22 protein-coding genes are annotated in these 24,727 nt (G+C 70.4%); 11 read left to right on the plus strand and 11 right to left on the minus strand.

What is annotated here, in order from left to right:
- Window positions 1–31: 31 nt before the first annotated feature.
- Both OG787_RS08975 and OG787_RS08980 read right to left on the minus strand, forming a co-directional pair.
- Window positions 32–1,444: an RICIN domain-containing protein gene (locus tag OG787_RS08975; RefSeq protein ID WP_369030492.1), complete on the minus strand. Its 1,413-nt coding sequence runs from the start codon at window positions 1,442–1,444 to the stop codon at window positions 32–34.
- Window positions 1,441–2,583, minus strand: coding sequence for a family 43 glycosylhydrolase (locus OG787_RS08980; RefSeq protein ID WP_405534837.1), 1,143 nt, complete (start codon window positions 2,581–2,583; stop codon window positions 1,441–1,443). The genes OG787_RS08975 and OG787_RS08980 overlap by 4 nt, the downstream gene beginning before the upstream one ends.
- Before the next feature lie 279 nt (window positions 2,584–2,862).
- On the opposite strand from OG787_RS08980, the gene OG787_RS08985 reads away from it, so the two are divergent.
- The 6 genes from OG787_RS08985 (at window position 2,863) to OG787_RS09010 (ending at window position 8,230) form a co-directional block, all read left to right on the plus strand.
- On the plus strand, window positions 2,863–4,968 hold the full coding sequence (locus tag OG787_RS08985; protein WP_405540453.1) for an autotransporter: 2,106 nt from the start codon (window positions 2,863–2,865) through the stop codon (window positions 4,966–4,968).
- Between the two features lie 53 nt (window positions 4,969–5,021).
- The gene (locus OG787_RS08990) at window positions 5,022–5,342 is read left to right on the plus strand and encodes a DUF6191 domain-containing protein (RefSeq protein ID WP_369030494.1); all 321 of its coding nucleotides are present in this window, start codon (window positions 5,022–5,024) and stop codon (window positions 5,340–5,342) included.
- A 157-nt stretch (window positions 5,343–5,499) separates the two neighbouring features.
- On the plus strand, window positions 5,500–5,754 hold the full coding sequence (locus OG787_RS08995; protein ID WP_369030495.1) for a hypothetical protein: 255 nt from the start codon (window positions 5,500–5,502) through the stop codon (window positions 5,752–5,754).
- 125 nt (window positions 5,755–5,879) lie between these two features.
- On the plus strand, window positions 5,880–6,992 hold the full coding sequence (locus tag OG787_RS09000; RefSeq protein WP_405534838.1) for a hypothetical protein: 1,113 nt from the start codon (window positions 5,880–5,882) through the stop codon (window positions 6,990–6,992).
- A 117-nt stretch (window positions 6,993–7,109) separates the two neighbouring features.
- On the plus strand, window positions 7,110–7,601 hold the full coding sequence (locus OG787_RS09005; protein WP_405534839.1) for a hypothetical protein: 492 nt from the start codon (window positions 7,110–7,112) through the stop codon (window positions 7,599–7,601).
- A gap of 188 nt (window positions 7,602–7,789) precedes the next feature.
- Complete coding sequence (locus OG787_RS09010; RefSeq protein WP_405534840.1) at window positions 7,790–8,230, plus strand: hypothetical protein; 441 nt, start codon at window positions 7,790–7,792, stop codon at window positions 8,228–8,230.
- Between the two features lie 62 nt (window positions 8,231–8,292).
- Here OG787_RS09010 and OG787_RS09015 read toward each other — a convergent pair whose 3' ends face one another.
- Window positions 8,293–9,423, minus strand: coding sequence for an aminoglycoside phosphotransferase (locus tag OG787_RS09015; protein ID WP_405534841.1), 1,131 nt, complete (start codon window positions 9,421–9,423; stop codon window positions 8,293–8,295).
- Window positions 9,424–9,566: 143 nt separating this feature from the next.
- On the opposite strand from OG787_RS09015, the gene OG787_RS09020 reads away from it, so the two are divergent.
- The gene (locus OG787_RS09020; RefSeq protein ID WP_369030500.1) at window positions 9,567–10,178 is read left to right on the plus strand and encodes a hypothetical protein; all 612 of its coding nucleotides are present in this window, start codon (window positions 9,567–9,569) and stop codon (window positions 10,176–10,178) included.
- A gap of 24 nt (window positions 10,179–10,202) precedes the next feature.
- Here OG787_RS09020 and OG787_RS09025 read toward each other — a convergent pair whose 3' ends face one another.
- The gene (locus OG787_RS09025; RefSeq protein WP_405534842.1) at window positions 10,203–11,642 is read right to left on the minus strand and encodes an amino acid permease; all 1,440 of its coding nucleotides are present in this window, start codon (window positions 11,640–11,642) and stop codon (window positions 10,203–10,205) included.
- 149 nt (window positions 11,643–11,791) lie between these two features.
- Between OG787_RS09025 and mmuM the strand changes: the two genes are divergently transcribed.
- The 4 genes from mmuM to OG787_RS09045 all read left to right on the plus strand — a co-directional run bounded on the left by mmuM (window position 11,792) and on the right by OG787_RS09045 (window position 16,082).
- A complete protein-coding gene (gene mmuM, locus OG787_RS09030) occupies window positions 11,792–12,715 on the plus strand; it encodes a homocysteine S-methyltransferase (protein WP_369030502.1) in 924 nt (307 codons plus the stop codon).
- A 223-nt stretch (window positions 12,716–12,938) separates the two neighbouring features.
- A complete protein-coding gene (locus OG787_RS09035; RefSeq protein ID WP_369030503.1) occupies window positions 12,939–13,229 on the plus strand; it encodes a hypothetical protein in 291 nt (96 codons plus the stop codon).
- Window positions 13,226–14,845 carry an amidase gene (locus tag OG787_RS09040; protein ID WP_369030504.1) on the plus strand — a complete coding sequence of 540 codons (1,620 nt, stop codon included), beginning with the start codon at window positions 13,226–13,228 and terminating at the stop codon, window positions 14,843–14,845. Before OG787_RS09035 ends, OG787_RS09040 begins: the two co-directional genes overlap by 4 nt.
- A gap of 172 nt (window positions 14,846–15,017) precedes the next feature.
- The gene (locus OG787_RS09045; RefSeq protein ID WP_405534843.1) at window positions 15,018–16,082 is read left to right on the plus strand and encodes a LacI family DNA-binding transcriptional regulator; all 1,065 of its coding nucleotides are present in this window, start codon (window positions 15,018–15,020) and stop codon (window positions 16,080–16,082) included.
- A gap of 8 nt (window positions 16,083–16,090) precedes the next feature.
- On the opposite strand, the gene OG787_RS09050 is transcribed toward OG787_RS09045, so the two are convergent.
- The 7 genes from OG787_RS09050 to OG787_RS09080 all read right to left on the minus strand — a co-directional run bounded on the left by OG787_RS09050 (window position 16,091) and on the right by OG787_RS09080 (window position 24,638).
- A complete protein-coding gene (locus OG787_RS09050) occupies window positions 16,091–18,811 on the minus strand; it encodes a fumarate reductase/succinate dehydrogenase flavoprotein subunit (protein ID WP_405534844.1) in 2,721 nt (906 codons plus the stop codon).
- A gap of 15 nt (window positions 18,812–18,826) precedes the next feature.
- The gene (locus tag OG787_RS09055; protein WP_405534845.1) at window positions 18,827–19,594 is read right to left on the minus strand and encodes an ABC transporter ATP-binding protein; all 768 of its coding nucleotides are present in this window, start codon (window positions 19,592–19,594) and stop codon (window positions 18,827–18,829) included.
- Window positions 19,591–20,448, minus strand: coding sequence for an ABC transporter permease (locus OG787_RS09060; RefSeq protein ID WP_405534846.1), 858 nt, complete (start codon window positions 20,446–20,448; stop codon window positions 19,591–19,593). Before OG787_RS09060 ends, OG787_RS09055 begins: the two co-directional genes overlap by 4 nt.
- Entirely contained in the window at window positions 20,445–21,818 is a 1,374-nt protein-coding gene (locus OG787_RS09065; protein WP_405534847.1) for an ABC transporter substrate-binding protein, read from the minus strand. Before OG787_RS09065 ends, OG787_RS09060 begins: the two co-directional genes overlap by 4 nt.
- A 14-nt stretch (window positions 21,819–21,832) precedes the next feature.
- Window positions 21,833–22,060: a ferredoxin family protein gene (locus tag OG787_RS09070; RefSeq protein WP_006376935.1), complete on the minus strand. Its 228-nt coding sequence runs from the start codon at window positions 22,058–22,060 to the stop codon at window positions 21,833–21,835.
- 52 nt (window positions 22,061–22,112) lie between these two features.
- Entirely contained in the window at window positions 22,113–22,883 is a 771-nt protein-coding gene (locus tag OG787_RS09075) for a GntR family transcriptional regulator (protein WP_405534848.1), read from the minus strand.
- A 168-nt stretch (window positions 22,884–23,051) separates the two neighbouring features.
- Complete coding sequence (locus OG787_RS09080; RefSeq protein WP_369030511.1) at window positions 23,052–24,638, minus strand: carboxylesterase/lipase family protein; 1,587 nt, start codon at window positions 24,636–24,638, stop codon at window positions 23,052–23,054.
- Window positions 24,639–24,727 lie beyond the last annotated feature (89 nt).

Genomic DNA, 24,727 nt, shown 5'->3' on the forward strand with positions numbered 1-24,727 from the left:
TCTCCAGACGATCAAGCGTATCAACGGATGTTCAGGTACCGCGCGTCCACTGCTGGTTGGTGCCTCCGTTGCAGGTGTACGTGATCAGTGCGGCACCGTTGGCGGTGGACGCGCCGTTCACGTCCAGGCACTCACCGGTGGCGCGGGACTTGAGCAGGACGTAGCTGCCCGAAGTGGTCACCGACCACTGCTGGTTGGTGGCCGACGTGCCGCAGTTCTCCTGGGTGACGGTGGTGGCTCCCTCGGTCACGCACAACGAGCTGCCCCGGCCGACCAGTTGGTAGTAGCCGCTGTCGACCGACCTGAACCAGAACTTCTGGTTGTTGCCACTGTTGCAGTCGTACTGCTTGATCTGGGCACCCGCCCACAGCGACTGGCTGGTCACGTCCGCGCACTTCGAGGAGTGGCGGGCGATCAGCGTGTTGTACGTGGCGCTGGTACCGGTGATCGTGCCGGTGGCCGTGTCGAGAGTGACCTCGGGGGACCAGGACATGGACATCGTGGTCGTCGTCGGGAAGCTCAACGGCAGCCAGACGTAACGGGAGTCGTTGACGGTGCCGCCGAAGGAGTTGCCCCAGCGGTCGCCCATGTAGAGGTAGGAGGTGCCCGAAGTCCCCTGCACGGGAAGGACGTACGCGGTCTGCGAGCCGTACGTCGTCGAGTCGCCGACGTTGGCCATGGCCGTCCACGGGCCGGTGATGCTGGTCGCGGTGGCGTACTGCTGCTGGTTGGGGCTCCAGCCGGTGGCGCCCGAAGTCAGCATGAAGTAGACGCCGTTGCGCTTGAAGAGGGCCGGCGCCTCGCGGTGGCCGCCGTGCCAGGGGTCGGCGACCAGGCTGTCGATGCCGGTGTAGTCGGCGGTGAGCTTGTAGATCTGGAGGTCGTAGTTCTCGCGGGCGGCCGAGATCATGTACCCGGTGCCGTCGGTGTCCACGAACACCGTGATGTCACGGGACATGTGGGTGTCGAGCGGGCGGAAGCTGCCCTGCCAGGTGTAGTTGCCGTCGACGGTGTCGGACACGGCGACTGCCGCGCGGGCCTCGCTGTAGTCGGCGCCGTTCTCCTTGTGCATCCACATCACGTACTTGCCGGTGGCCGCGTTGTACATGACCTTCGGCCGCTCGATGTTGGCGGTGGCGAGTTCGGAGGAACTGGACTGCGTCAGGACGTGGTTGCGGAACTCCCAGTTCTTCAGGTCGGTGGAGCGGTAGGCGTCCACGTACTGGAAGGTGTTGTCGGCGTTGCGGTGCTCGCCGAACCAGTAGTAGTAGGAGCCGACCTTGATGACCCCGCCGCCGTGGGCGTGCAGGGGGCTGCCCGAAGTGTCGGTGAACTGGGTGCCGTTGGTGATGGTCACGGCTGCGGCCTGGGCGGGTCCGGCGGTGGCGAGGGCGCCGGCCAGGGCCAGACAGAGGGCGAGGAGAACCGCGTACACACGTCTCATGAGCCACTCTCCAAGAGTGAGTTGACCTGCGTGCCTGTCTGTGTGTCGGCGACGGGGATGCCGAAGTCCGGGGTGCCGTCGGTGTTCCAGCCGAGCTTCTGCACCCGGGTGTGGCGGTTGGGGTCGTTGAGCGGGTCGCCGACGATGTCCTTGTACTGCCGTGCGTGGTAGACGAGGACGTCGGTACGGCCGTCCTCGGCGACGGTGAAGCAGTTGTGGCCGGGGCCGTACTGCTTGGTCGTGTCGTTGCTGGTGAAGACGGGGGTCGGAGACTTGGTCCAGTTGGCCGGGTCCATGAGGTCGGCGCGGGCGTCGATGGTCAGCAGGCCCATGCAGTAGTTGAAGTCGGTGGCGCTCGCCGAGTACGACATGAAGATCCGGCCGTTGCGCTTGATGAACGACGGCCCTTCGTTGACCCGGTAGCCGATGCGCTCCCAGTCGAACTCCGGGGTGGTGAGCCTGATTTGAGGACCCGTCAGGGTCAGGGGGTCGGCCATCTTCGACAGCCAGACGGCGGTGTTGTTGTCCATGCCGGGCTCGTGCTGCGCCCAGGCGAGGTAGCGGGAGCCGCGGTGGGTGAAGGTGGTGGCGTCGAGGGAGAAGGTCTCCCAGGCGGTCTTCAGCTGCCCGCGCTCGACCCAAGTCCCCTTGAAGGGATCGGGGTTGGCGTTCTCCAGCACCCAGATCCGGATGTCCCAGATGGCCTCGGCGGGCGCGGAGGCGAAGTAGACGTACCACTTGCCGTCGATGTGGTGGATCTCCGGCGCCCAGATGTGCGCGCCCATGACCCCGGTCGCGTGCTTGCGCCAGATGACGGACTCGTCGGCGGTCGCGATCCCCCGGATGGTGCGGGAGCGGCGCAGGATGATGCGGTCGTACTCGGGGGCGGTGGCCGTGAAGTAGTAACGGCCGTCGGTGTGGCGGTGGATGTGGGGGTCGGCGCGGTTGCGGACGAGGGGGTTGGCGTAGGGGGCGGCCGTGGCACAGGGGGTGCCGGCCGGGGCGGTGGCGGCATGCGCGGTGCCGCCGATGCCGGGGACGGTCACCAGGGCGCCTGCGGCGAGGGCGCCCTTCAGCAGGGTTCTCCGGGCGGAGGGGAGGGGGGAGTCAGCGGACGGACGATGGTCGGCGCGGCTCATACGGGCTGCCTCTCGGGGGTGGGGCGCGAGATGTTGGCGTGTGTGCGTATGTGGGGGTTGACACGAGAAACGTTCGTAATTACGAACAAGATCTGTCATTCCGAACGCCGAAAAGGTAAGCGTGTGTTACGGGAAGGTCAACGGGTCGGGAGAGACCAAAACGGCCGATCAACTTTCTGTTATTACCCGGGAGTCCGTTCCGTCTCCGGCGATGTGCACAGCCACTCCCCCATCACCAGCCCCGCCCGAAGGTCGGCGACCGCTGCCGCGGCCCTCGCGATGACCGCCCTCCTGCTCGGCGCCCCGCCCGCCTCGGCGGCCGGCCCCCGGGACGCCACCGCCGACGTACTCGCCGGCCGGGACGTCACCCTCACCGGCGACACGGTGGTGAGGGTGCCCGCCGGGACGACGACGTACGACGGTGTCTTCCGCGGCGAGGGCACCCTCACCGTGCGCGGCACGGGCACCCTGATCCTGACGAAGGACAGCGACTTCACGCTGCCCAGGTCCCGGCAGGGCCAGCAGGTCGGCATCCCCGGCGGCAACCACCCGTACGTCACGGTGACGAACCCCGACCCACCGGCGGTGACGGTGGAACGGGGAGCCACGCTCCAGTACGGCAACGGCGGCACGACCGGCCTGATCGGCCACTTCCCGTACAACACCCCGGCGTTCCGCCTGAACCAGGACAACATCAGGGTCGACGGCACGCTGCGCCTGTCCCTGAAGAGCGCGTACAACCTCGGCACGATCAGCGGCAGTGGCCTGCTGTCCCAGCCTCGTTTCCTCTGGGGCACCTGGGACCTCTCGGGCACTCACCCCTTCTCCGGGGTGATCGACAACGGCACCCAAGTGAACGCGGGGCGACCGGAGTTCGCGACGTCGCTCCCCCGTGTGCGCAAGGTCCTGAACCAGGGCACCTGGACGGTCGACACCCCGCTCGGCCAGACGGTCACGATGGGGATGGACTTCTACCAGCGCGAGTACGGCAGCGACATCAACGTCCAGTCCCGGCCGGGCTCGAAGGTGATCCTGACCGGCCAGTACAGCTGGTCGAACCAGGGCGGCGACACAAACCCGTCCCTGAGCGACCCCGCCCTCAACTGGACGCCGGCCCGCAAGAACGTCAACAAGCGCGGTACCAACATCAAGGGCGCCAACGTCCAGTGGGGCGACGGCACGACGAACAAGATCTTCATGCCGGGTACGGCCGAGACGGTCTACATCAACCTGCTGGCGGCGAGGGCGCGTTCACTCCTGACGTTCGACTACAACGGCCCGGTGACGCTGGGCGCCCCGATAGGCGGCGGCCGCTTCCACGACACGCTGTCCGCGCCCGGCGCCGGGGACATCGTCATCAAGGGGACGCGCGGCAACGACGTCACGTTCGCGGCGGTGCAGTACTACGACGGCTCGACGACGGTCGAGAAGGGCGCGGTACTCCGCCTGGGCAGCGGAAAGTCGGGCGGCGACGGCGGTCTGTACACGAAGGGTTCGCTCTACAAGGTCGTGAACAACGGCTCGTTGGTGGTACGGAACGCGAGTCGGGGTGTGGTGCTTTCGCGGATCACGGGGAGCGGGTCGTTCACGCAGTCGGGCACGGCGACGACGACACTCACGGGGACTGGAGTGACGTACGGCGGCACCACGACGATATCGAAGGGGACGCTGGCGCTCAGGGGCGGAGCAACTCTGGCCAGCAGCAAGGCGATTCGGCTGACGGCGACGGGCGCACGGCTCGACGTGGGCACGGCGGGACTGCGCGTGCGGAAGACACTCACTGGTTCGGGGACGGTGAAGGGCTCGGTGACCAACGAGGGCGTGGTCGCGGGCGGGTTGACGGTGACGGGTGGATACACGCAGGCCGCGAAGGGCGAACTGGTGCTGCGCGGACGGCCGTTGAAGGTCGGCGGGGCGGTGCGGCTGGCGGGGGCGCTGGACTTGTCGGCGGCAGGAGCGGCCTCTGATTCCGCACCCACGATCAAGGTGCTCGACAATGCCGGGCGCGCGAAGACAGTGGGTACGTTCAGCGGGCTGAAGGAGGGGGCCGCGTTGAAGCTCGGCGCCACGACGTACCGGATCAGTTACCGGGGCGGCGACGGCAACGACGTGGTCTTGTCGGCGGTCACCAAGAGCGCGTCGGCGACGGCGAGTTCGGGGGCCCGCTCGGGATCTGCGGCGGGGTCGGGGTCGGATTCGGTGACATCTGCCGACTCGAACACCAACTCCGTTCCGGCGGCGGCCAGTTCGGGGCTCGGATGGTGGCCGTACGCGATGGCGGTCGGGCTGTTGGCGGGGCTGATGATTCCGGCGGCTCGGAAGGTGCGGGGACACGGGAGCGGGACCGGAAGGCGGCGGGGCGGGCGGCACGCGGCGCAGGACTGACTCCGGGCGGCCGGGACCTGTCGGTGCCGGCCCCCGCTCCGGATACTGGGGGCATGGAATTCGCCGTCCTCATGACCCTGCCCGGGCTGGTCATCCTGCTGACCGTCATGGCCTTCGTGGATCAGCTACTGCTGCGGGCCGGGCGAGCGGGAATGCTGCCCTGGCGGAACAGCGCCCGGCAGGGCCAGATATCGGCGACCGGGTTCGAGCAGCTGCACGCGACCTTCTCACCCGGCAAGCAGAACGAACTCAAGGAGCGACAGTCGTCATTGCTGATGCGGGACGACGAGGAGGACGGGGCGCCGCCGAACCGGACGACGGTGGATCTGGAGGGTGGGGTCGCGGTCGTCCGGATGCGGCAGGCCGACCGGTAGAGCACGGGCCGGTAGAGCACGGACTGGTAGGGCGCGGACCGGTAGGGCGCGGCTCGACCTGAACCGGCGCCACCGGCAAGGGACTTCGCCTGCTCCCGACTGCGCGCTGGGCTGTACTCTCGTGCGACCAGTCGAGCCTGTATGACCGGGGGTCCGTATGGCCGATCAGCCGCTCAAGGCGCACTTCACCGAGACCGTGAGCCTTCCCGACGGCCGGAAGGTACGGGTGAGCGCGTATCCCGACGGCAGTATCCGCTTCCGCGTCGACGGACTGCCGTACGTCCTGACCGAGGCCTACCTGACTGGCAACCCCGAGAAGGACGAGGCGATCGTGAAGCTCTCGCCCGGCAAGCAGGGGAGCAACGCGGCGTACAACTACGTCGACGAGCTGACGAAGAGGAACGCCACGTAGTCACCGTCGTCGCAAGGACTGCGGGACTGCGGGACTGCCGGGGTACCGGATCGGTACCGTCGACGTACGACGTAGCTGTACGCCGTACGGTGGCAACCGACAGTTCTCGCCCTTCAGGAGACCCCGTGCCCCAGTCCGTCCACCTGGTGGCCACGCTCGCCGCCCCTCGTTCGCTCTCGCGAGCCGATGACGCCCCCTACCTGGTGTATTCGGCCGCCACGCGACTGCTTGTGCAGCGGGGCGACACGGAGCTGGTCGTACAGGAGATCGGGCCGCCGGCCGCAGCCTGGGCAACGGCTCCGGAGGTTTCCTTTTCGGCTCCCTGGCCCCGCAGGTTCGGCACTGCCACGGTGTCCCCCGCCGGGGACCTGGCTGTCTTCGCGGGGGTTCACGCGCTGCGGGCCGTGGACCGGTCGGGGAGCGTGCTCTGGGAGCTGAGGCACCGGTGCTGGGCAGGCTGCGCGGGACACTCGGCGTTCGAGGAGTACGCGGAGGACCATGATCACCAGCATGCGAGCGGCGGCTCGGCCGGTTTCTCCGCGGACGGGAAGCTCGTCTGGGCGCACGTCTGCGGCCCGCTGATGCAGGACCGGCTCGACAACGGCGAGACGGCAGAGGAATGGCTGGTGCTCGATGCTGCGGACGGATCGGCGCTCGCACGCGCCGAGACGGACACCGCGGCTGCCGGATCGTTTCACTACATGTCGCCGAACCCGGGCCAGATGGGCCTGAGTATCGGCGAGGGCCAGGACGGGTCCCCGCTCAGATGGGGCCGCTGGGACGGAGGCACCCTCACGGTCGATCGCTTCAATGACGAGGACCGCATCCTGATGGCGGTGAGCCCGTCCGGCGACCGACTGCTCACCGTGACCCACGACCAGGACACCCTTGCCGTCCATCGGGTCGACGACGGCTCCGTGGAGGCCGAGCTGAACGCCGACACAGTTCCCCGGCATCCCGAAACGGAACCAGAGGACGACGAGGCCGGAGCCTTCTTCGACTACTACGGCGGTTTCGTCGACGAAGGCACCGCCGTCGTAGGCACGGTCGAGAGCGACGAGGAATTCGGCCGGGGACGACACTGGCTCGTCGACACCGCGCCCATGCGAATCACCGACGAGCTGATCTACCCGTATCCCGTGTCCGGCCCCCCGACGACCCTCGGCGACGGGACTTGGTACACCCAGTCCGCCACCGAGAACGCGCTCCATGTCTGGGCCCTGCACGACATGGACTGAGCGGGCATGTCGGCGCCCCCGAAGTGCGCACCCTCTCCCCGCAGTACTCACACCGTTAAGGAGCAGTGCACCTTCCATTGAGCGGCATCTCACCAGGGGCATGGCATTCTCCCGATCATGTCACCCTGGAGAACCAAACTGAGACTGACCGTGCCCGCAGGGCTCGCCGCACTCACCCTCGCCACGGCCGGTGCCCTGTCGCCGGCGTCCGCAGCGACCAACTGGTCCTACCGGAACGGCTATGGCTCGTGCCTCAACGTGGGGGGATGGGGCAGCAACGAATACGTCATAACGATCGACTGCTACGACACCACATCGCAGCTCTTCCACTGGGGCTCGGAGTCGAACACGTGGCAGGGGCACACGATGCGCCGACTGGTGAACAACTACAGCGGCAATTGCGTCACCACGGACAACGCGACCGAGTTGAACGCCGTCTGGATGAGCCCCTGCGGAGGCGGCCGTTCCGGACAGTTCTGGACTGCCGACGATGGCCGCATTCAGAACCAGAACGGGAACTTCCTCATCGGCGATGACATCGGTCCGCTCAATACCGTCCGGGAGTTGGGCACAGGGGCCGCATTCCAGTGGATCGGGTCCACGCACTGAAGTACGGGCTTCTCTCAGCAGCAGGCGTCTGAAGATGCCTGCTACTGAGCCAACTCCGGGATGACCGGCGTGATCACGCTCTGCGTGCCCGCCCGAGTCGTCGGTTTCCCCCACGGCGCCGTCGATCCGGGCCCGGAGCATGTGCTGCCGGCGGCGCTTGCTTTCACGGCGGACGTAGGGTCATGCCTATGCGCTTGGACCTGCCGTCGATACGCACGGAGCATCCCCAGAACGCCACGCTGTTGGACTTCCTGAGGGCGCAGGGCGCCCCGCCACACGGACCGAACGACTACGCGCTGGGCGAATGGCAGCTGCACACGCACCCCGATCTCCTGGACAGGTTGACCGAGTTGGCTCCGCACGCACCCCTGCATGCCGCCTACGGCGTCCCGGTCCTGGCATACGAGGGCATCGCGGCCGCCGCTGCCCTGGGAACCTCGACACTGCTGGTGCGCCTGCCCGCAGCGCCGACGAACCTGAAAGTCGACGCGCCCGTCCCTCCCCTGGCCGATCACGGATGGCAGGCAGTCGACGCCTGGCAGAGCGAGCTTCCTTCCGCCGAGGGACACCGGAGACTCTCCGGCACCATCCAAGGAGCCCTTGCCCACGCCCGGGACCTCACCTCATAAGCGTGTTCTGGGGGACGGTGGCGGGGCCGCGATCCGGTCCTCGCCCCTGAATGATCAGGATCTCAACGCCCGCTGGGCGGCCCCGGAAACCCGACCCCCAACGCCAGCTCCCGCGCCTCCGCAGCCCACCCCGCCAAAAACGCGAGCACCAACCCCCGCTGCCGGTAAAGCCGTTCCGCGGACACCGCCTCCGCGCCCCCGTAACCGACCTGCCGCTCCTCCCCCGCACGCGCCAGCATCAGCCCGGTGATCCAGTCGTACTTGACCGCCGACGCGCACACCCCCAGCCGTACGAGCCGCTCGTCGCCCCGCCAACCACCCTCGCGCAGCCCCTCCACATACGCCTCGTACACCGCCGACGCCAGTTCGGGCAGGCGGGCGGCGGGCAGGAACAGGTCGAAGAAGGTGTCCGGGATGTAGTTGCCGATGTCCTCGCCGAGCGCGCCGTCTCCGGTGAAGGACCAGTCGATCAGGGCGCTGTTACGGCCGGTCGTGCGGAGGTTGGCCGGCCAGTGGTCGAGGTGGTTCAGGGCTCGTGGCAACGTCTCCATGATGTGCAGGAACCACTCGCGGTCGTGGTGCAGCCGGACCATGTCCTTGCGCAGACCCGGCGGGAAGTGGTCGCGGATCAGGGGCTGTTGCCAGGCCTCGTCGTCGTCCAGGAGTTCCTGGCCGAGTGTCTTGCTGCCGATGTACTCCCGTAGGAATCCGCGTGACAGCCACGGCCGGTCCGGCGTCTCGCCCACCGAGCCCTCAGCAGCTCCTTGTGCCGCGCCCAGGCGGCGGGCGTGTGCTGCGTGACTCGGGATGCGCCACCTCGTGGCCGGTCTGCCCCGGAGGCGCTCCAGCCACAGCGCGACATCGCCGTCCGCGCGTTCCGCGCAGGCCAGCAGACGGGGTGCCCGGATGCCGTACAACCGCCATGCCTGCGCCAGCCCCGACTCGTACACGTGGGCCTCGCGGCGCCAGTAGTTCCAGTGCCGTGGGTCGTCGGAGGCCGCCCAACCGGCCTCCGACTGCTTCCGACGGGTGAGGACCTTCAGGACCGCGTGCCTCTCACCGGCGCTCACCGTCCATACGCCTGCCGTGACGCCGTTCTTCGGGTTGTGCGTGTTCGTCGCGAAGAACATGGGCCCGGCGAACGGGCCCAGGACCTCACGCACTTCGGCTTCCGTGAAGGGGATCTCCGACATGGCCCCAGGTTAGGCGGCACAGGAACGGCACACCGTGGTCCAGCACTGACGCCGCAATCTACCGGTTTGCCCAGGTTAGCCCCCAGGAGAAGACTGGCCATGTCAGAAGATTTCGAATGTGCGCGCGACTTCAGGGAGTAGTCATGTTCGTACGCGCGGTTTATGCGACCGGTGATCCGGCCAACATCGACACGGCTATTGAGGGGCTCAACACCGAAGGCCGGGAACTGGTCGCGCAGCAGCCAGGATTCCGCGGCTTCGGCATCTTCGTGGACCGGGAGCTCGGAAAGCTGTTGGCGTCCAGCTGGTGGGAGACGGAGGAGGCCCGGAGGAACAGCGACGAGGCCTTGCGCGAGCGGCGGGCGGCGCTCCTGGAGCGGTTCGCGGCGACGACAACGACCGAGAACTTCGAAGCCGCGGTCGTCCACCAGGTCCGCCAGCCCGAGGCAGGAGCGGGACTGCGGATCACCAGGGTGGAGTTCGACCCCTCGGACGCGGATCTGTTCGCCGAGACGTTCCGGGCGACGGTGATCCCCAAACTCGAAACGCTCCCGGGACTGGCCAGGGCGTCCCTGCTCCTCGACCGGGACCGGGGACGCGGGCTGGTCGCCGCCGTGTTCACCGACCGCGAGTCCCTTGCCGCGTCCCGCGCGGGCCAGGCGGCGGCCCGGCATGAGGGCGCCGCCAAGGCACATGTCACCGTGACCGGGCTGGAGGAGTTCGAGGTCGTCTTCTCCGACGTGCGGAGCGAGTGAGGCAAGTGCAGCGAGCGAGTGAGGTCACGCGGGCTTGATGCCCGGCGTGTCCTCGGCGCCGACCGCCTCCGTCGACCCCTGCCGCCCCCGCATCCACACATACACCGGAATCCCCGCGAACAGGAACAGCACCCCCTGATACACCGCCGCATACCCCGCCCCCGCGATCAGCCAGAACGAGAACGCGAAGGACAGGGCGGCGACGATCAGGTCGCGGATCAGGCCTGCCGGGCGGACGCGGTCGCGCGTGCCCTTGGCCAGCCAGTACAGCTGGGCCGCCGCCGAGAAGAGGTACGGGACGCAGCCCGTGAACGTCGTGATCAGGACCAGGACGCGGAACGTGGTGTCCGGGCCCGCCGTGTAGTTGAAGGCGATCAGGATCGTGCCGAGGATCGCGCAGGCCAGGACGCCGAAGCCCGGTACCCCGCCCTTGCCGACCCTCGCGAACCGTGCCGGGAAGAGGCCGTCGCGGGCCGCCGCGTACGGCATCTGCGCCGCGAGCAGGATCCAGCCGTTCAGGCAGCCCACGATCGACGCCACCGCCACCAGCGCGATCGCCGTACCGCCCCAGCTGCCGCCGGTGATCACGTTGACCGCGTCGGCGAAGGGGGCGCCCGAGTCGACCAGCTTGTCGTGCGGGACCAGGCCGAAGACGGCGACCGTGCCGAGGACGTAGACGAGGGCCGAGCCGAGCGTGCCCAGGACGCTCGCGCGGCCCACGTTGCGCTCGGGGTCCTCCACCTCGCCCGCGCTGATCGCCGCCGACTCGACACCCAGGAAGCTGTACAGGAGCAGCGCGGCCGAGGCGGCCAGAGCCCCCGGCACGCTGTCGCCCGACGCGTTGAACGCGCCGAAGTTGTCCGTGTCCATGAAGAACAGGCCGACCGTGGCCACCACCAGCAGCGGCACGAACTTCAGGATCGTCGACACGATCTGTACGCCGCCCACCCACCGCGTGCCCGCGAAGTTCGCGGCGGCCGGGAGCCAGAGGGCCAGGATCGCGACCAGCGCGCCCAGGGCGTGGCTGTCGTTGAGAGGGATCAGTACGTCCACGTATCCGACCACCGCCACCGCCAGCGCGGCGATGCTGACCCAGGTCATCGTCCAGTACGACCACGCCGACAGGAAACCCGCGAAGGGGCCGAACGCGTCGCGCGGGTACACGTACAGGCCGCCGGTGACCGGGCTGCGGCGGGCCAGCTTGCCGAAGAGCAGGGCCAGGAGCACCGCGCCTATCGAAAGGACCAGGAAGGCCAGCAGGCTGACCGAGCCGTACGGGGCGACCGTGGCCGGCAGGACGAAGATGCCGCCGCCGATGATGTTGCCCATCACCAGCGCGGTGGCGGCCGCCAGGCCGAAGGTGCGGCGGCCGGGCGGCGGCTTCTCGGTCGTCCCGGTCTTCGCGGCCGTCTCGGTCGGGTTCAGCTCCGGCTCGTCGGCCTCGGTGGTACTGGGCGCAGTCATGACACTTCCGGTCAGCGGGGAGGGCAGCGGGGACAGGTGAAGGCAGGTGGGGAGGGCGTGATCGTAACTCGCCATCCCACAATGTGGGCCATCTGTTCATGTACTGGACACATACGGTCGCCGGGCCCACGGTGGACTAGCGTCGAGGTATGACCAGCGAGACCAGCGAAACCTCCTTCTCAGCCGCCCTCACCTCGGGCTCCCCCCTCGTCCTCGACGGCGGTATGTCCAACCAGCTGGGGTCCGCCGGGCACGATCTGAGTGACGAGCTGTGGTCGGCGCGGCTGCTCGTCGAGCAGCCCGAGGCGATCGTCGACGCGCACCTCGCCTACTTCCGGGCGGGCGCCGACGTCGCGATCACCTCCAGCTACCAGGCCACCTTCGCCGGCTTCGCCAAGCGCGGCATCGGCCGGGAGCGCGCCGCCGAGCTGCTCGCGCTGAGCGTGGAGCTGGCCCGCGAGGCCGCGCGCCGGGCGGACGCGGAGCGGCCGTTGTGGGTGGCGGCGTCGGTCGGGCCGTACGGGGCGATGCTCGCGGACGGGTCCGAGTACCGGGGGCGGTACGGGCTGAGCGTCGACGAACTGGAGCGTTTCCACCGGCCGCGTGTGGAGGTGCTGGCCGCGGCCTCGCCCGATGTACTGGCCCTGGAGACGGTTCCGGACGCCGACGAGGCCGAGGCGCTGCTGCGCGCGGTGCGCGGGCTCGGGGTGCCGGTGTGGCTGTCGTACAGCGTGGCCGGGGAGCTGACGCGGGCCGGTCAACCGCTCGCGAAGGCCTTCGAGCTGGCCGCCGAAGCGGACGAGGTCGTCGCCGTCGGTGTGAACTGCTGTGTGCCCGAAGACGTCGAGGGTGCTGTGGAGTTGGCGGCTCGCGTGACCGGGAAGCCGGTCGTGGTCTATCCGAACAGCGGCGAGGTCTGGGACGCCGACGCCCGTGCCTGGAGAGGCAGTTCGACCTTCTCCGCCGAGCAGGTGACGGGCTGGCGGGGTGCGGGGGCGCGGCTGATCGGCGGGTGCTGCCGGGTGGGGCCGGGGGCGATCACGTCGATCGCCCGGACACTGAACCCGGCGTGACTCCCGCGCTCGAACCGGCGTACGTCCCATGCCGAACCGGCGTAACTCCGCGCTCAAACCGGCGTGACTCCCGTGCTGAGCCCGGCGTACCTGCCGCGCAGAGCCTGGCGCACCTCCACACGCCGAACCTGGCGTAACTCCCGTGAAGCATGGGCTCAATGAGGGCTTCACGGGCCGGTGATGGAGTCCGGGGCGAACCCGTACGCCGATCACGGAGGCCGTGGTGACCGAGCCGCCCACGCAGGACCAGTTGGACGCCTATGTACGGACCCGGCTGGCGTTGGCCGGGTTCGATCTGTCGCTCCTGCCCGAGCAGGTCGACCCCGCCACCGGAGTCCCGACGCGCTCCCAAGTCCTCGCCTCCCTGCGGGCGTTCGTCGCCTCGACCCCCGGCGCGATATCCGGCTGGACACCGCCCGCCACCGACCCGGCGTACGCACAGCAGGCCTCGCCACCACTCCTGTACCCGTCCATCACCGAGGCGTGGACCGGAAAGGCGGGCGACCGGGCATGAGCAGTCCCCTCAAGAGATCCATCAACAGATCCATCAACCGGCGGATATTCCTGGCGAGTTCGGCAGCGCTGGCCGGCGGACTCACCATGCAGACGGCAACTCCCGTGCACGCGGCCCCGGTTACCGATCGCGCCTCCGACCCCACCATCGCCCCCACCCTCGACATCGACATCGAGATACGGCAGGCCGCACGCAACGACCCGTCCGAGGCGACGCTCGCCGAGGCCGCCGTGCTCATACGGCGAGGGAAGCTCAAAGCGACTGAGCTGACCGAGGCATATCTGGAGCGGATCGAGCGGTACGACGGCACGTACCAGGCGTACGCCGAGGTCACCGCCGAGGACGCGCGTGCGGCGGCCCGGCGCGCGGACCGTACGTCGGCGGGCAGGCGCCTCCTGCACGGCATCCCCCTCTGCATCAAGGACAACTACTTCACGGCGGGCGTACCCACCCGCTGCAACTCCCTCATCTTCGAGGACTTCGTGCCGGACGCGGACGCCACGGCCGTGGCCCGGCTGAAGTCGGCGGGCGCGTTCGTGCTCGGCAAGGGCCAGATGGGGCCCCTGGCCACCACCCGCGCCACGAAGCCGAACGGCACGGTGACGACGGTCAACGCGTGGACGCCGGACGACCCGTCGGTCGACCCGGGCGGTTCCTCGACCGGCCCGGCCTGTGCGGTGGCCGGGCGGCTCGCCTCCTCGTCGATCGGGACGCAGACCGGCGGCTCGATCGTCCTGCCGTCCAACCAGCAGAACCTGACCGGCCTGAAGCCCACGATGGGCCGCGTGTCCATCCACGGCGTCATCCCGCTCTCGTTCACCCGCGACCACGCGGGCCCGCTCGCGCGCGACGCGATGGACGCGGCGATCATGCTCCAGGTCCTGGCCGGACCGGACGCCCAGGACCCGCGCACGCTCGGCCTGCCCGCCGTACCCGACCTGATCCGCGCCGCGACCCCGGTCATGGCGAGAGGCGGCAAGGTACGTCTGCGCCGGGCCACCCGTATCGGCGTCCCCGCCGATTTCCTGTCCGCCCAGCGGGAGTTGAGGACCGCGTTCCTCACGCGCCTGGACGCGATCCCGGGCGTCACGCTCGTCGACGTCGCCTACCCGGACGACTGGGCGCTGCTCACCGGTACGTTCAACGCGGCCCGACTCGCCGAACGTACCGAGCCCTTCCGGCACTGGCTGCGCACCGATCCCACCAAGTTCGGGGTGTCGCTGCTGAGTTGGCTGCAAGGGCTGATGCTCTCGGGCGACGAGTGGATCACGGCCCAGCGCGCCAAGAACCACCTGCTGCGAGAGGTGCTCGACGGTGTGCTGACCACCGCCGACGTCGTCCTCCAGACCGGCCCCGTCCCCTTCGACATCCTCGGCCTGCCCGAGATCGGCTTCCCCATCGGCTTCGACGGCGCCGGCGTACCCGTCGGCACGATCCTCGGTGGCCAACCGTACGAGGAGGAGCGGCTGTTGGAGGTCGCGGCGGCCTATCAGTCGGTCACCGACTGGCACGCCCGCAGGCCGGCCGACCCGGCCCCGGCGACCGCCCGAAGCTTCGGCGCCGCGACCGCCCGTCCGCGCATCTCGGCGGAGGAGGCGGCGGCGAGTTCGGCGTAGAGCTGCGTAGATCGGTGTAGGGCCGAGATGGAGGGGTCGGTCACGGTGAAAGTTTCGGTTCCGGGCCCCTCGCCCTCCCGCTCCCGCCCGCCCACATCCACTGCTAGCCTCCGGACCGGGAACCGGTTGCCGATGTGTTGCCGCAGGTCCCACGGACAGGGGGGCACACACCATGACGCGAAAGAGCAGCACCGGAGTCAGTGCGACACGCAGCACCATCCGGGATGTCGCGGCCCGCGCCGGGGTGTCCGCGTCCACCGTGTCCCGGGTGCTCGGCGGCGACTACCCGGTGAGCACGGCGACCCGTACCAGCGTCATGCGGGCCGTCCGGGAGCTGGACTATGTCGCCGACGCGCGCGCCAAGGCGGTCGCCGGAGTCGGTACGCCCACGCTCGCCTTCGTGCTCGACGACATCACCGGTCCCTCCTTCGCGCTCATGGCGCACGGCGTGGAGCGCGAGGCGACCCGGCTCGGCCATCTCAGCCTGGTGTGCAGCACGGACGGCGACACCGCGCACGAACTGGAGTTCGTCGAGATGATGCGCGCCCAGCGTGCCGCCGCCGTGATCCTGGTCGGCGGCACCGCCGACACCCCCGAGTACCGCACCCGCACGGCCCGCATCGCCGACTCCCTCGCCTCCGTCGGCTCCCGCCTGGTGCTGTGCGGCCGGCCGCCGCTGAATCCCGGTACGCCGGTCACGGTCATCGAGTACGACAACGAGGGCGGCGCCTACGCCCTGTGCGCCCACGTCCTCGCCCAGGGCCACCAGCGCGTCCTCTTCCTCGGCGGCCGACCCGACCACACCACCGCCCAGGGCCGCGAACGCGGCTACACCGCCGCCCACCGTGCCCGTGGCCTGGAACCCGACCCGGCGCTGCGGCTGCACGGCGACTTCACCCGCGACTCGGGCCACCGTCTGATGCGCCAAGCCCTGTCCCAGGGACTGGAGTTCACGGCCGTGATGGCCGCCACCGACATGGTCGCCGCCGGTGCGCTCACCGCCCTCCACGAGGCCGGTCTCTCCGTGCCGGGCGACGTCTCACTGGCCGGGTACGACGACATCCCGTTCGCCCGAGACCTGCACCCGGCGCTCACCACGGTCCATGTCCCCTACGAGGAGTTGGGCCGCCTCGCCGTACGCACCGCCCTCGGACGTACCCAGGACGACCCGGACGAGCACCTGCTCCTGGGCACGCATGTCGTCGTACGGAACTCGGTGGCGGCACTCCGCAGTTGACGTCCTGACTACCGAAGCCGGGCGTACGCCCGCACATCCGCGTCCGCGTCCCCCGACACCGAAGCGAGCGCCTCCGCGACCCCCGGATGGCCGTCGTGGCGGCACAGCGCCCGGACCGCCGCCTTGCGGACGTCGGCGAACGCGTCGGACAGCGCCTCCGCCAGGGCGGGCACCGCCAACTCCGGTGCCGCCGCGCCCAATGCCGTCGCCGCGCCCGAACGGACCTGCCAGGCAGGGTCGTTGAGCGCCGCAGCCGCGGCCGTGTCCAGCGGCGGCGGGCAGCCGGTGGTCGCGAGGGCGGTGAGCGCGGCGGCCCGGACCAGGGCATCCGAGTCGGCGAGCAGGGGCTTCAGGTCCTCCGGGGTGCCGACGGTACCCAGGCCCTGCGCGGCGGCGACCCGCACCTCACGGGACGTGTCGGCGGCGGCACGGGCCAGTTCGGGCACCGCGTCCACCGACACCAGCGCCCGCACCGTCTGGATGCGTACCCCCAGGTCGGGGTCGGCAAGAGTGCGGGCGTACAGGGCGGCGTCGCCCAGGCGCAGCGCGCGCAGGACGTCGAGCGCGGCGGCCCGTACGCCCTCCCGGCCGGGATCACCAAGGGCCAGCGCGGCGACCAACGCGTCGCGCAGCGCGTCCTCGGGCGGCAGCACCTCGACCAGTTCCCGAAGCGAGCCTGCCGCCAACTCCCGTACGCCCGCGTCCTGATCGCCGAGTGCGGTGGCCAGGGCCGGACCTGTGCCGTCGGGGGCGGTTTCCGTGAGCGTGGCGACAGCAGTCCGGCGTACGGCCGGGTCGGGGTCGGTGAGATAGGGACGCAGGTCGGACAAGCCCGGCTGGTCCTCGGCCAGGGCGAGGAGTTCGAGGATGCGTGGGGAGGGCGCGGTCGAAGTGGGCAGGACCGTACGGGACTTGACCGTTCCCGAGCCGACCGGGGCCACCTCGCGCGGGCCCGCCGTCGCCACCTGCTCGGGATGCACCTCGCCAATTACCCTCGCCGCGCCGCCTGGTGGTGCGAAGCCCTCGACCGGGACCAGGTAGGGCGCCACCGGCCGGGTCAGGAACTCCATCGAACCGTCCGCCGCCTTACGGACGTTGAGGTGCACCAGCCAGTCCGTGTCGTCGCGCTGCGGGAGGTCGGTGCGCTCGTGGTAGAGGCCCCAGCGGCTCTCCGTACGGGCCAGAGACGAACGGGCCGCCAACTCGGCGCAGTCGCGGATGAAGTCGACCTCCGCGCAGCGCATCAACTCGTGCGGGGTCCGGCCGCCCATGCCGGCGATCTCGTCACGCATCCGCTCGAACGCCTCGACGGCCAGGGAGAGTCGGGCGCCGCTCTTGGGCGGGGCGACGTAGTCGTTGACGAAGCGGCGGAGCTTGTACTCGACCTGGGGCTGCGGAGGGCCGTCCGGGTTGCGCAACGGCCGGTAGATCAGCTCGTGCGCCTCGTGCAGTTGGTCGGGGGGCAACTCACCCTCGTACACGCGGTGTTCGGTGGCCGCGTCGGCGCCCGCCAGGTCGCCGAAGACGAACGCGCCGATCATGTAGTTGTGCGGTACGCAGGCGAGGTCGCCGGCCGCGTACAGGCCCGGGACGGTCGTGCGGGCGTGCTCGTCGACCCAGACTCCCGACGCCGAGTGGCCGCCGCACAGGCCGATTTCGGAGATGTGCATCTCGATGTCGTGGGTGCGGTAGTCGTGGCCCCTGCCCGAGTGGAAGGTGCCGCGCGTCGGCCGTTCCGTGGTGTGCAGGATGTCTTCCAGGGCGGCCACCGACTCCTCCGGGAGGTGGCTGAGCTTCAGGTACACCGGTCCTCTCTCGCTCGCCACCTCCGCCGCGAACTCGGCCATCATCTGGCCCGACCAGTAGTCGGAGTCGACGAAGCGTTCGCCGTGCCGGTTGACCTGGTAGCCGCCGAAGGGGTTGGCGACATAGGCGCAGGCCGGGCCGTTGTAGTCCTTGATCAGCGGGTTGATCTGGAAGCACTCGATACCGCTGAGTTCGGCGCCCGCATGGTACGCCATCGCGTAGCCGTCGCCCGCGTTGGTCGGGTTCTCGTACGTGCCGTACAGGTAGCCGGAGGCGGGCAGGCCGAGGCGTCCGCAGGCGCCGGTCGCCAGGATCACCGCGCCCGCCCGTACGGTGACGAACCGTCCGGTGCGGGTGTCGAAACCGGCCGCGCCGACCGCCCTTCCCCCCGCTGTGAGGACCCGTACCGGCATCACGCGGTTCTCGATGCGGATGCGTTCGCGCATCTCACGGCGGCGCAACTGCCGGTACAGGACCTTCTTCACGTCCTTGCCCTCGGGCATCGGCAGCACGTACGAGCCCGAGCGGTGGACCTGGCGGACCGCGTACTCGCCGTGCTCGTCCTTCTCGAACTTCACGCCGTACGACTCCAGGCGCTGCACCATCGCGAAGCCGCGCGTGGCGGTCTGGCGGACGGTGGCCTGATTGACGATGCCGTCGTTGGCGCGGGTGATCTCGGCGACGTAGTCGTCGGGTTCGGCCCGGCCCGGGACGACGGCGTTGTTGACGCCGTCCATGCCCATGGCGAGGGCGCCGGAGTGGCGGACGTGGGCCTTCTCCAGGAGCAGGACGTTCGCGCCGTGCTCGGCGGCGGTCAGCGCGGCCATGGTGCCGGCGGTACCGCCGCCGATGACCAGGACGTCGCAGGTCAGCTCGTCGGCGTCGTGGAGGGAGGGGATGGGCGTGGCCGTCGTGCTGTCCATCGGGAGGGAGACCTTTCAGCTGCTGAGGGAAGCGAGGATCTCGCGGCGCAGGGCGACCGTCGCGGGCTCGCCGTGGGCCGCGCGCTCGCGGGGTCGGGGGACGTCCAGCACCTGGCCGGTGCCGAGGAGGGCGACGCGGTCGCCGAGGAACACCGCCTCGTCGACGTCGTGGGTGACGAAGACGACCGTCGCACGGGTCCCGGCCAGGACTTCGACCAGCAGGTTCTGCATCCCGGCCCGGGTCTGCGCGTCCAGCGCCCCGAACGGTTCGTCCATCAGCACCGCGCGCGGACGCCCGGCCAGGGCCCGGGCCAGCTGTACGCGCTGACGCTGACCGCCGGACATGCGGTGCGGCAACTGCTCCTCGCGGCCGGCCAGGCCGACCTGGGCCAGCCACTCCATCGCCTGCGCTCGGCGTTCGGCGCGCGGCAACCCCCGTATCGCCAAAGGGAGTTCGACATTGCGGCGAGCGTTGCGCCAGGGCAGCAGACCGTCCTCCTGGAACACCAGCGCCCGGTCTGCCTCGGGCCGGGTGATCGGCCTGTCGTCCTGGCTCACCTCGCCGTCGAGCGCCGGCAACAGCCCCGCCAGAGTCCGCAGCAGCGTCGACTTGCCGCAACCCGACGGGCCTACGACGGTCAGCAGCTCGCCGGGGGCGATGTCGAGGTCGAGGCCGTTCAGCACCCGAAGTCCGGGGCGCCCGATGGTCGCGTCCGCCAGCCGCAGCCGTACACCGCGCGGGGCCTCGGTCTCCACCGTGGACGTGCTGACCTGGATCGTCATGATGCCGCCCTCCCGGACGCGTGCGCGGTGGCGGCCTGGCGCCGCGCCACCCGCAGGGGCGCCTCCCGCTCGGTGGCCGGGCGCGGCAGCCAGCGGGTCACTCGCCGCCCGGCGACCTCGACGGCCGTGAAAGTGAGCCAGCCGAGGAGGCCGATCGTGGCCATGCCGACGAGGACGCCCGGGTAGTTGACGATCGTGTAGTCCTGCCAGGTGCGGTAGCCGACGCCGTACTGGCCGGAGATCATCTCGGCGGAGATCACACAGATCCAGGACACACCGATACCCACCGAGAGCCCGCCGAGGATGCCGGGCAGCGCGCCCGGCAGGACGACCGAGGCGAGGATGCGCAGTCGGCCACCGCCCATCGTCAGAACGGCCTCCTCCCAGACCGGAGTCAGCGCCCGCACGGCGTGCCGGGTCGAGACCAGGACGGGGAAGAAGGCGGCGGTGAAGGTGATGAAGACGATGCCCTGCTCGTTGGTGGGGAAGAGCAGGATCGCCACGGGGACCAGGGCGATCGCCGGGATGGGGCGCAGCACCTCCACCAGCGGGCCGAGCAGGTCGGCGGCGAGGCGTGAGCGGGCGATGGCCGTGCCGACCGCGATCCCGGCCACCGCGGCGAGGGCGAAGCCGGTGAGGATGCGGGTCAGGCTGTCGGTCAGGTCCTGCCAGTAGACGGCCGTGCCGAGGCGGTGCGCGAACTCGTCGGCGACCTGGGTGGCGGTCGGGAACTGGGCGAACCGCAGCCACAGGTTGACGTGTTGGCTGGTCAGCAGCTGCCAGATGCCGAGCGCGGCGAGAAGCGAGGCCGCGCGCAACGCGTATCGGGCGTACGGGGATGAGGGGGCGGTCACTTCGCTGCCTGCCGGAGTGCGTCGGCGTAGCTGACGATGCGCGAACCGGGGTGCTCGGCGGCCCAGGCGTCGGCGGCGGACTCGGTGACGAAGGGCTCCAGGTCGGTGCCGTCCTGGACCCAGACCGACCTGTCGGCGAACCAGCGGGTGCCGGTGGTGGCGTCGGGGACGTACGCGGCCCTCACGGTGTCGCTGTGCTCGGCGATCGAGCGGAGCAGCGCGGTCGGGTCGGCGTAGGTGCTGGTCGTGGAGGCGCCCTTGAGCCAGACCTCGGGCTTGGAGGCGGGGGCCGTGGTGGCGGCGGCCTTGGCGTATCCGGTGCCGTACGCCTTCTTGAGGTAGCTGTCGTCGACGAAGTCGGAGACGTCCACCGTGCCCGCGAGCTTGGCGGAGACCAGCAGCGGGACGTCCTTCTTCAGGGCCGCGACCAACTCGGGCTTGAGGGTGGGGTCGAAGGTGGCGATACCGCCCTTGCCGTTGTAGAGGTACACGACCTCGGCGGGGAGCCCGGTGACCTCGGCGACCTTCTCGGCGGCTTCGACCGGGTGCGCGTCGAGGTAGGCGGTGGCCTTGATCTGGGCCGCCAGGAAGGCCTCGACGACCGCCGGGCGCTGGTCGGCGAAGGCGCCGCGCACAGTGACGCCGTGCAGGGTGGGCAGACCGAGCGAGCCGCCGTCGTACAGGGCCTTCGCCTTGCCCTGGAAGGCCAACAGGCCCGGCCACGCGACGAATTGGGAGAGCGCGTCGGCGCTGCCCGCCTCCAGTGCCGAAGCACCCACCGCGGGCTGCTGGTTGAGCTTGCTGATGTCCTTGTCGGGGTCCAACCCGGCCTGTTCCAGGGCCCGTACGAGGGTGCCGTCGGCGGCGGAGCCGACGCTCGTCGACACCTTCTTGCCGCGCAGGTCGGACAGCGACTTCAGGTCTGAATTCGGGGCGGTGACCACGGTGTTGAGGGCGCCGCGCGAGTTGTAGCCGGTGACGGAGACCAGCCGGGTCGGGGCGTTCAGCTGCTTGCCCCGGGAGGCGTTGATGAGCAGCGGGAAATCGCCCATGGAGCCGATGTCGACCTTCCCGGCGACCATCGCGGCGGTGATCGGGGCACCGGTCGCGTAGTCCTGCCACTCCACCTTGTAGGTGATGCCGTCGCGGGCGCCCTGGGCCTTCAGCGCGCTCTCGAAGTAGCCGAGGGAGCGCAGGAGCGTGCCCGCAGTGACGGTGTTGATGGTCTTGGACTGGTAGCCGACGGTCACGGTGACCGACTTGCTGTCACTCGCGTCGGCGGAGCCGCCGCAGGCGGTGAGCGGGAGGAGCAGCGCGGCGGCGAGGGCGGCCGGAGCGATTCCGCGAGGCAGGCGGGACAGGCTGGACATGCGGGCGGGACCTTTCACCGGAGGAGGTAGGGCATGTTGACGGTGACCGCGCCCGTGGGGCAGCGGGCGGCGCACGGGCCGCAGTACCAGCACTCGTCGACGTGCATGTACGCCTTGCTGGTGTCCGGGTCGATCGCGAGGGAGTCCAGCGGACACATGTCGACGCAGAGGGTGCAGCCGTCGATGCACTTGGACTCGTCGATCGTGACGGGCACGTCGGCACGCTGGGGGACGAGAGGCATGGCTGTCTCCGGGAAGTGGGTGAAAGGGGGTACGAAAGAAGGAAGTCGGGAATCAGCTGGACCGGTGCAGCAGTCCCCGCATCGTGATCCGGTCACCCCGGAAGCGGATGAACTCCAGATCCACGGGCCGCCCGTCGGACAGACAGGTGAGCCGCTCCAGCATCAGCACGGCCGCACCGCGCGGCGCCTCCAGTACGACGGCGGAGTGCGCGTCGGCCGTGACGGCCTCCAGGGTGATCTCGGCGGTGCCGAGACGCTTGCCGGTGATCTGCTCCAGCAGCCGGAAGACGTCGGTGTTCTCCAGGTCGGCGCCGAGGAGTTCGATGCCGATGTCCATCGGGATGTAGGTGAGGTCCAGGGACAGCGGCACCCCGCCCAGGCGGCGCAGCCGCTCCACGTACAGCACTTCGGCGCGCGGCGGCAGTCCGAGCCGGTCGGCGACCGGGCCGGGCGCGGGGACCGGGCTCATGGTGCGGACCTCGTTGGTGACCCGGCCGTGCTCGTGCAGGGTCTCCGCGAGCCCCATCAGCCGGTCCAGGCCGTGCGGGTACTTCTGACAGGTGACGACCGTCCCGACCCCGGGCAGTCGCTCGACCAGCTGTTCGGTGCGCAGCAGGTCCAGGGCCTGCCGCACGGTGTTGCGGGACGCGCCGTAGTCGACGCCGATGGCGTCCTCATGAGGGAGTACGCCGTCGGGGAAGCCCTCGGTCAGGATCTGGTGGCGCAGCAGGTCGGCGAGCTGCCGTGCCCGGTCGGCGCGCAGCCGGCGGCGCCGCGCTGCCGCGACGGGCGCGGTGTGTTCGCGAGGGCGGTCGGCGGGCATCGGGGGCTCCCAGAGGGGCGGGGGTACGTTTCCCCCGGACCATATCCACGCCTCGCCCGCCATGGTGTTGCGGCAGTGTTGCGCCACCCCGGTGACGGTCGGGTACGGGTCTGAGCTGGCGTTTTGCCGTCGCGGGCGGCACACCTGCCACCTGGGGGCGGCCGGTGGTCAGCGCCTCGGGACACTGCCGGGGAGGCGGAGCCGCCGTACGACCGACCGGGGCTCCACGGCACGCATACGCGAGCCGGGTGAAGGGGCCGATGCCGAGGTGAGCCCTGGGTCGGCCGCCCACAGAGCCAGTTCGGGGTCCCGTGGGCCTCGTACGGTGTGCGGGGCGCCGTCGCCGAAGACGCGCACCGGGTGGGAGGCGTCCCAGGGCTGCCAGCCCGGGTCGCCGTCGACGGCGAAGCGGACCCACGCCGTGTGCATGGCCTCGGCGAGATCCTGCGGGGCGCCCTCGCCCGCGAGCTTGGCCGACTCGGGTGCCTCGTGGGTGTCGAACACGAATCCGAGTTCGAGGGCGTGGCAGGCGCCAAGGCCAGGCTTGGTGGAGGGCCAGGCGAACTCGTACACATGGGCCCCGCCACCGTGCCGGGCGTCCGCGAGGCGGTGCAGCGGTACGCGGAGCAGGTGGTCGGTGACCAGCTGGCCGACCAGGTCGGCCGTACTGGCTTCGGGGTGCAGGGTGCGGTAGCCGCGCGGGACCTCCGGGCCGCAGCGGCAGCGGGCCATGGCGCCGGCCAGGGCGACCGCGCCGAGCCGGTCGACGCGGTCCAGGAGCCCGCCCGGCACCAGCCAGAGGCGGTACTCGTCCCGGGTCCAGCCCAGCATCAGGTCGACGTCGGCGGCGGCTCCCTCGACGAGGGCCTCCAGGGGGTCGCGGGGTACGAGGTCACCGTCGACGACGATGCCGAAGGCGGGCCCGCCGAGGACCGGGCTGCTCAGTCGGCCGACCTCGCCCTGGACACGCAGCAGCAGCTCCCGGTCGACGGCGGCGAAGGCCTCGGCGGTCGCCGGGATCTTCAGCCGGGTCGCCATCCGGCGCACCATCCGCCGCACCTTGTCGCGCTCGCTCACCTCGGGCGGCCCGCTCTGGAGCACCGCCCGCCGGAAGAGCCCCTGGGCGCGGGGAGCGGCGAGCAGCGCGCCGATGCTGATCGCGCCGGCCGACTGGCCGAAGACGGTGACCCGGTCGGGGTCGCCGCCGAAGGCCGCGACGGACGCCCGTACCCACTCCAGCGCGGCGAGCTGGTCGCGCAGTCCCGGGTTGGCCGGTGCGTCCGGGAAGAGGCCGTAACCCTCCACGCCCAGACGGTAGTTGACCGAGACGAGGACCACGCCGTCGCGGGCGAAGGCGTGTCCGTCGTAGACGGGGACGGCCGAGGAGCCACGGGTCAGGGCGCCGCCGTGGATCCACACCATGACGGGAAGCCGCGCGTCCCGGCCCAGCTCCGGTGTCCAGACGTTGAGGTTGAGACAGTCGCCGCCGGGGACCACCGGGTCCGACAGCAGCCGGGCGAAGGCCTCGGAGTACGGCGGTTTCGGCGCGGTGGGACCGAAGCCGCCCGCGTCGCGCACCCCGTCCCAGGGGGTGGGCGGCACGGGCGGCCGGAACCGGCGGGGGCCGAAGGGCGGGGCGGCGTACGGGATGCCACGGAAGACCGCGATCCCGTCACCCTCGTATCTGCCACGGACGTCCCCATAGGGCGTCCGCACGACAGGCTGCTCCACGGACTCCCTCGGTTCTGCCGTCATCTGCCCACCAGCTCCCTCGCCGCCGCGCGTGAACCGTTCAGATCAGAGCAACACATGACCTGGCGGTATTCCCGCGGAAGAAGCCATTC

This window comes from Streptomyces sp. NBC_00075 (assembly GCF_045041225.1).
Lineage (GTDB): Bacteria > Actinomycetota > Actinomycetes > Streptomycetales > Streptomycetaceae > Streptomyces > Streptomyces adonidis.

What these genes read in the sequence shown, in the direction of transcription:
- OG787_RS08975 (WP_369030492.1), bottom strand. Translation starts at nt 1,444, where the DNA reads ATGAGACGTGTGTACGCGGTTCTCCTCGCCCTCTGTCTGGCCCTGGCC.
- OG787_RS08980 (WP_405534837.1), bottom strand. Translation starts at nt 2,583, where the DNA reads ATGAGCCGCGCCGACCATCGTCCGTCCGCTGACTCCCCCCTCCCCTCC.
- OG787_RS08985 (WP_405540453.1), top strand. Translation starts at nt 2,863, where the DNA reads ATGACCGCCCTCCTGCTCGGCGCCCCGCCCGCCTCGGCGGCCGGCCCC.
- OG787_RS08990 (WP_369030494.1), top strand. Translation starts at nt 5,022, where the DNA reads ATGGAATTCGCCGTCCTCATGACCCTGCCCGGGCTGGTCATCCTGCTG.
- OG787_RS08995 (WP_369030495.1), top strand. Translation starts at nt 5,500, where the DNA reads ATGGCCGATCAGCCGCTCAAGGCGCACTTCACCGAGACCGTGAGCCTT.
- OG787_RS09005 (WP_405534839.1), top strand. Translation starts at nt 7,110, where the DNA reads ATGTCACCCTGGAGAACCAAACTGAGACTGACCGTGCCCGCAGGGCTC.
- OG787_RS09010 (WP_405534840.1), top strand. Translation starts at nt 7,790, where the DNA reads ATGCGCTTGGACCTGCCGTCGATACGCACGGAGCATCCCCAGAACGCC.
- OG787_RS09015 (WP_405534841.1), bottom strand. Translation starts at nt 9,423, where the DNA reads ATGTCGGAGATCCCCTTCACGGAAGCCGAAGTGCGTGAGGTCCTGGGC.
- OG787_RS09020 (WP_369030500.1), top strand. Translation starts at nt 9,567, where the DNA reads ATGTTCGTACGCGCGGTTTATGCGACCGGTGATCCGGCCAACATCGAC.
- OG787_RS09025 (WP_405534842.1), bottom strand. Translation starts at nt 11,642, where the DNA reads ATGACTGCGCCCAGTACCACCGAGGCCGACGAGCCGGAGCTGAACCCG.
- mmuM (WP_369030502.1), top strand. Translation starts at nt 11,792, where the DNA reads ATGACCAGCGAGACCAGCGAAACCTCCTTCTCAGCCGCCCTCACCTCG.
- OG787_RS09040 (WP_369030504.1), top strand. Translation starts at nt 13,226, where the DNA reads ATGAGCAGTCCCCTCAAGAGATCCATCAACAGATCCATCAACCGGCGG.
- OG787_RS09045 (WP_405534843.1), top strand. Translation starts at nt 15,018, where the DNA reads ATGACGCGAAAGAGCAGCACCGGAGTCAGTGCGACACGCAGCACCATC.
- OG787_RS09050 (WP_405534844.1), bottom strand. Translation starts at nt 18,811, where the DNA reads ATGGACAGCACGACGGCCACGCCCATCCCCTCCCTCCACGACGCCGAC.
- OG787_RS09055 (WP_405534845.1), bottom strand. Translation starts at nt 19,594, where the DNA reads ATGACGATCCAGGTCAGCACGTCCACGGTGGAGACCGAGGCCCCGCGC.
- OG787_RS09065 (WP_405534847.1), bottom strand. Translation starts at nt 21,818, where the DNA reads ATGTCCAGCCTGTCCCGCCTGCCTCGCGGAATCGCTCCGGCCGCCCTC.
- OG787_RS09070 (WP_006376935.1), bottom strand. Translation starts at nt 22,060, where the DNA reads ATGCCTCTCGTCCCCCAGCGTGCCGACGTGCCCGTCACGATCGACGAG.
- OG787_RS09075 (WP_405534848.1), bottom strand. Translation starts at nt 22,883, where the DNA reads ATGCCCGCCGACCGCCCTCGCGAACACACCGCGCCCGTCGCGGCAGCG.
- OG787_RS09080 (WP_369030511.1), bottom strand. Translation starts at nt 24,638, where the DNA reads ATGACGGCAGAACCGAGGGAGTCCGTGGAGCAGCCTGTCGTGCGGACG.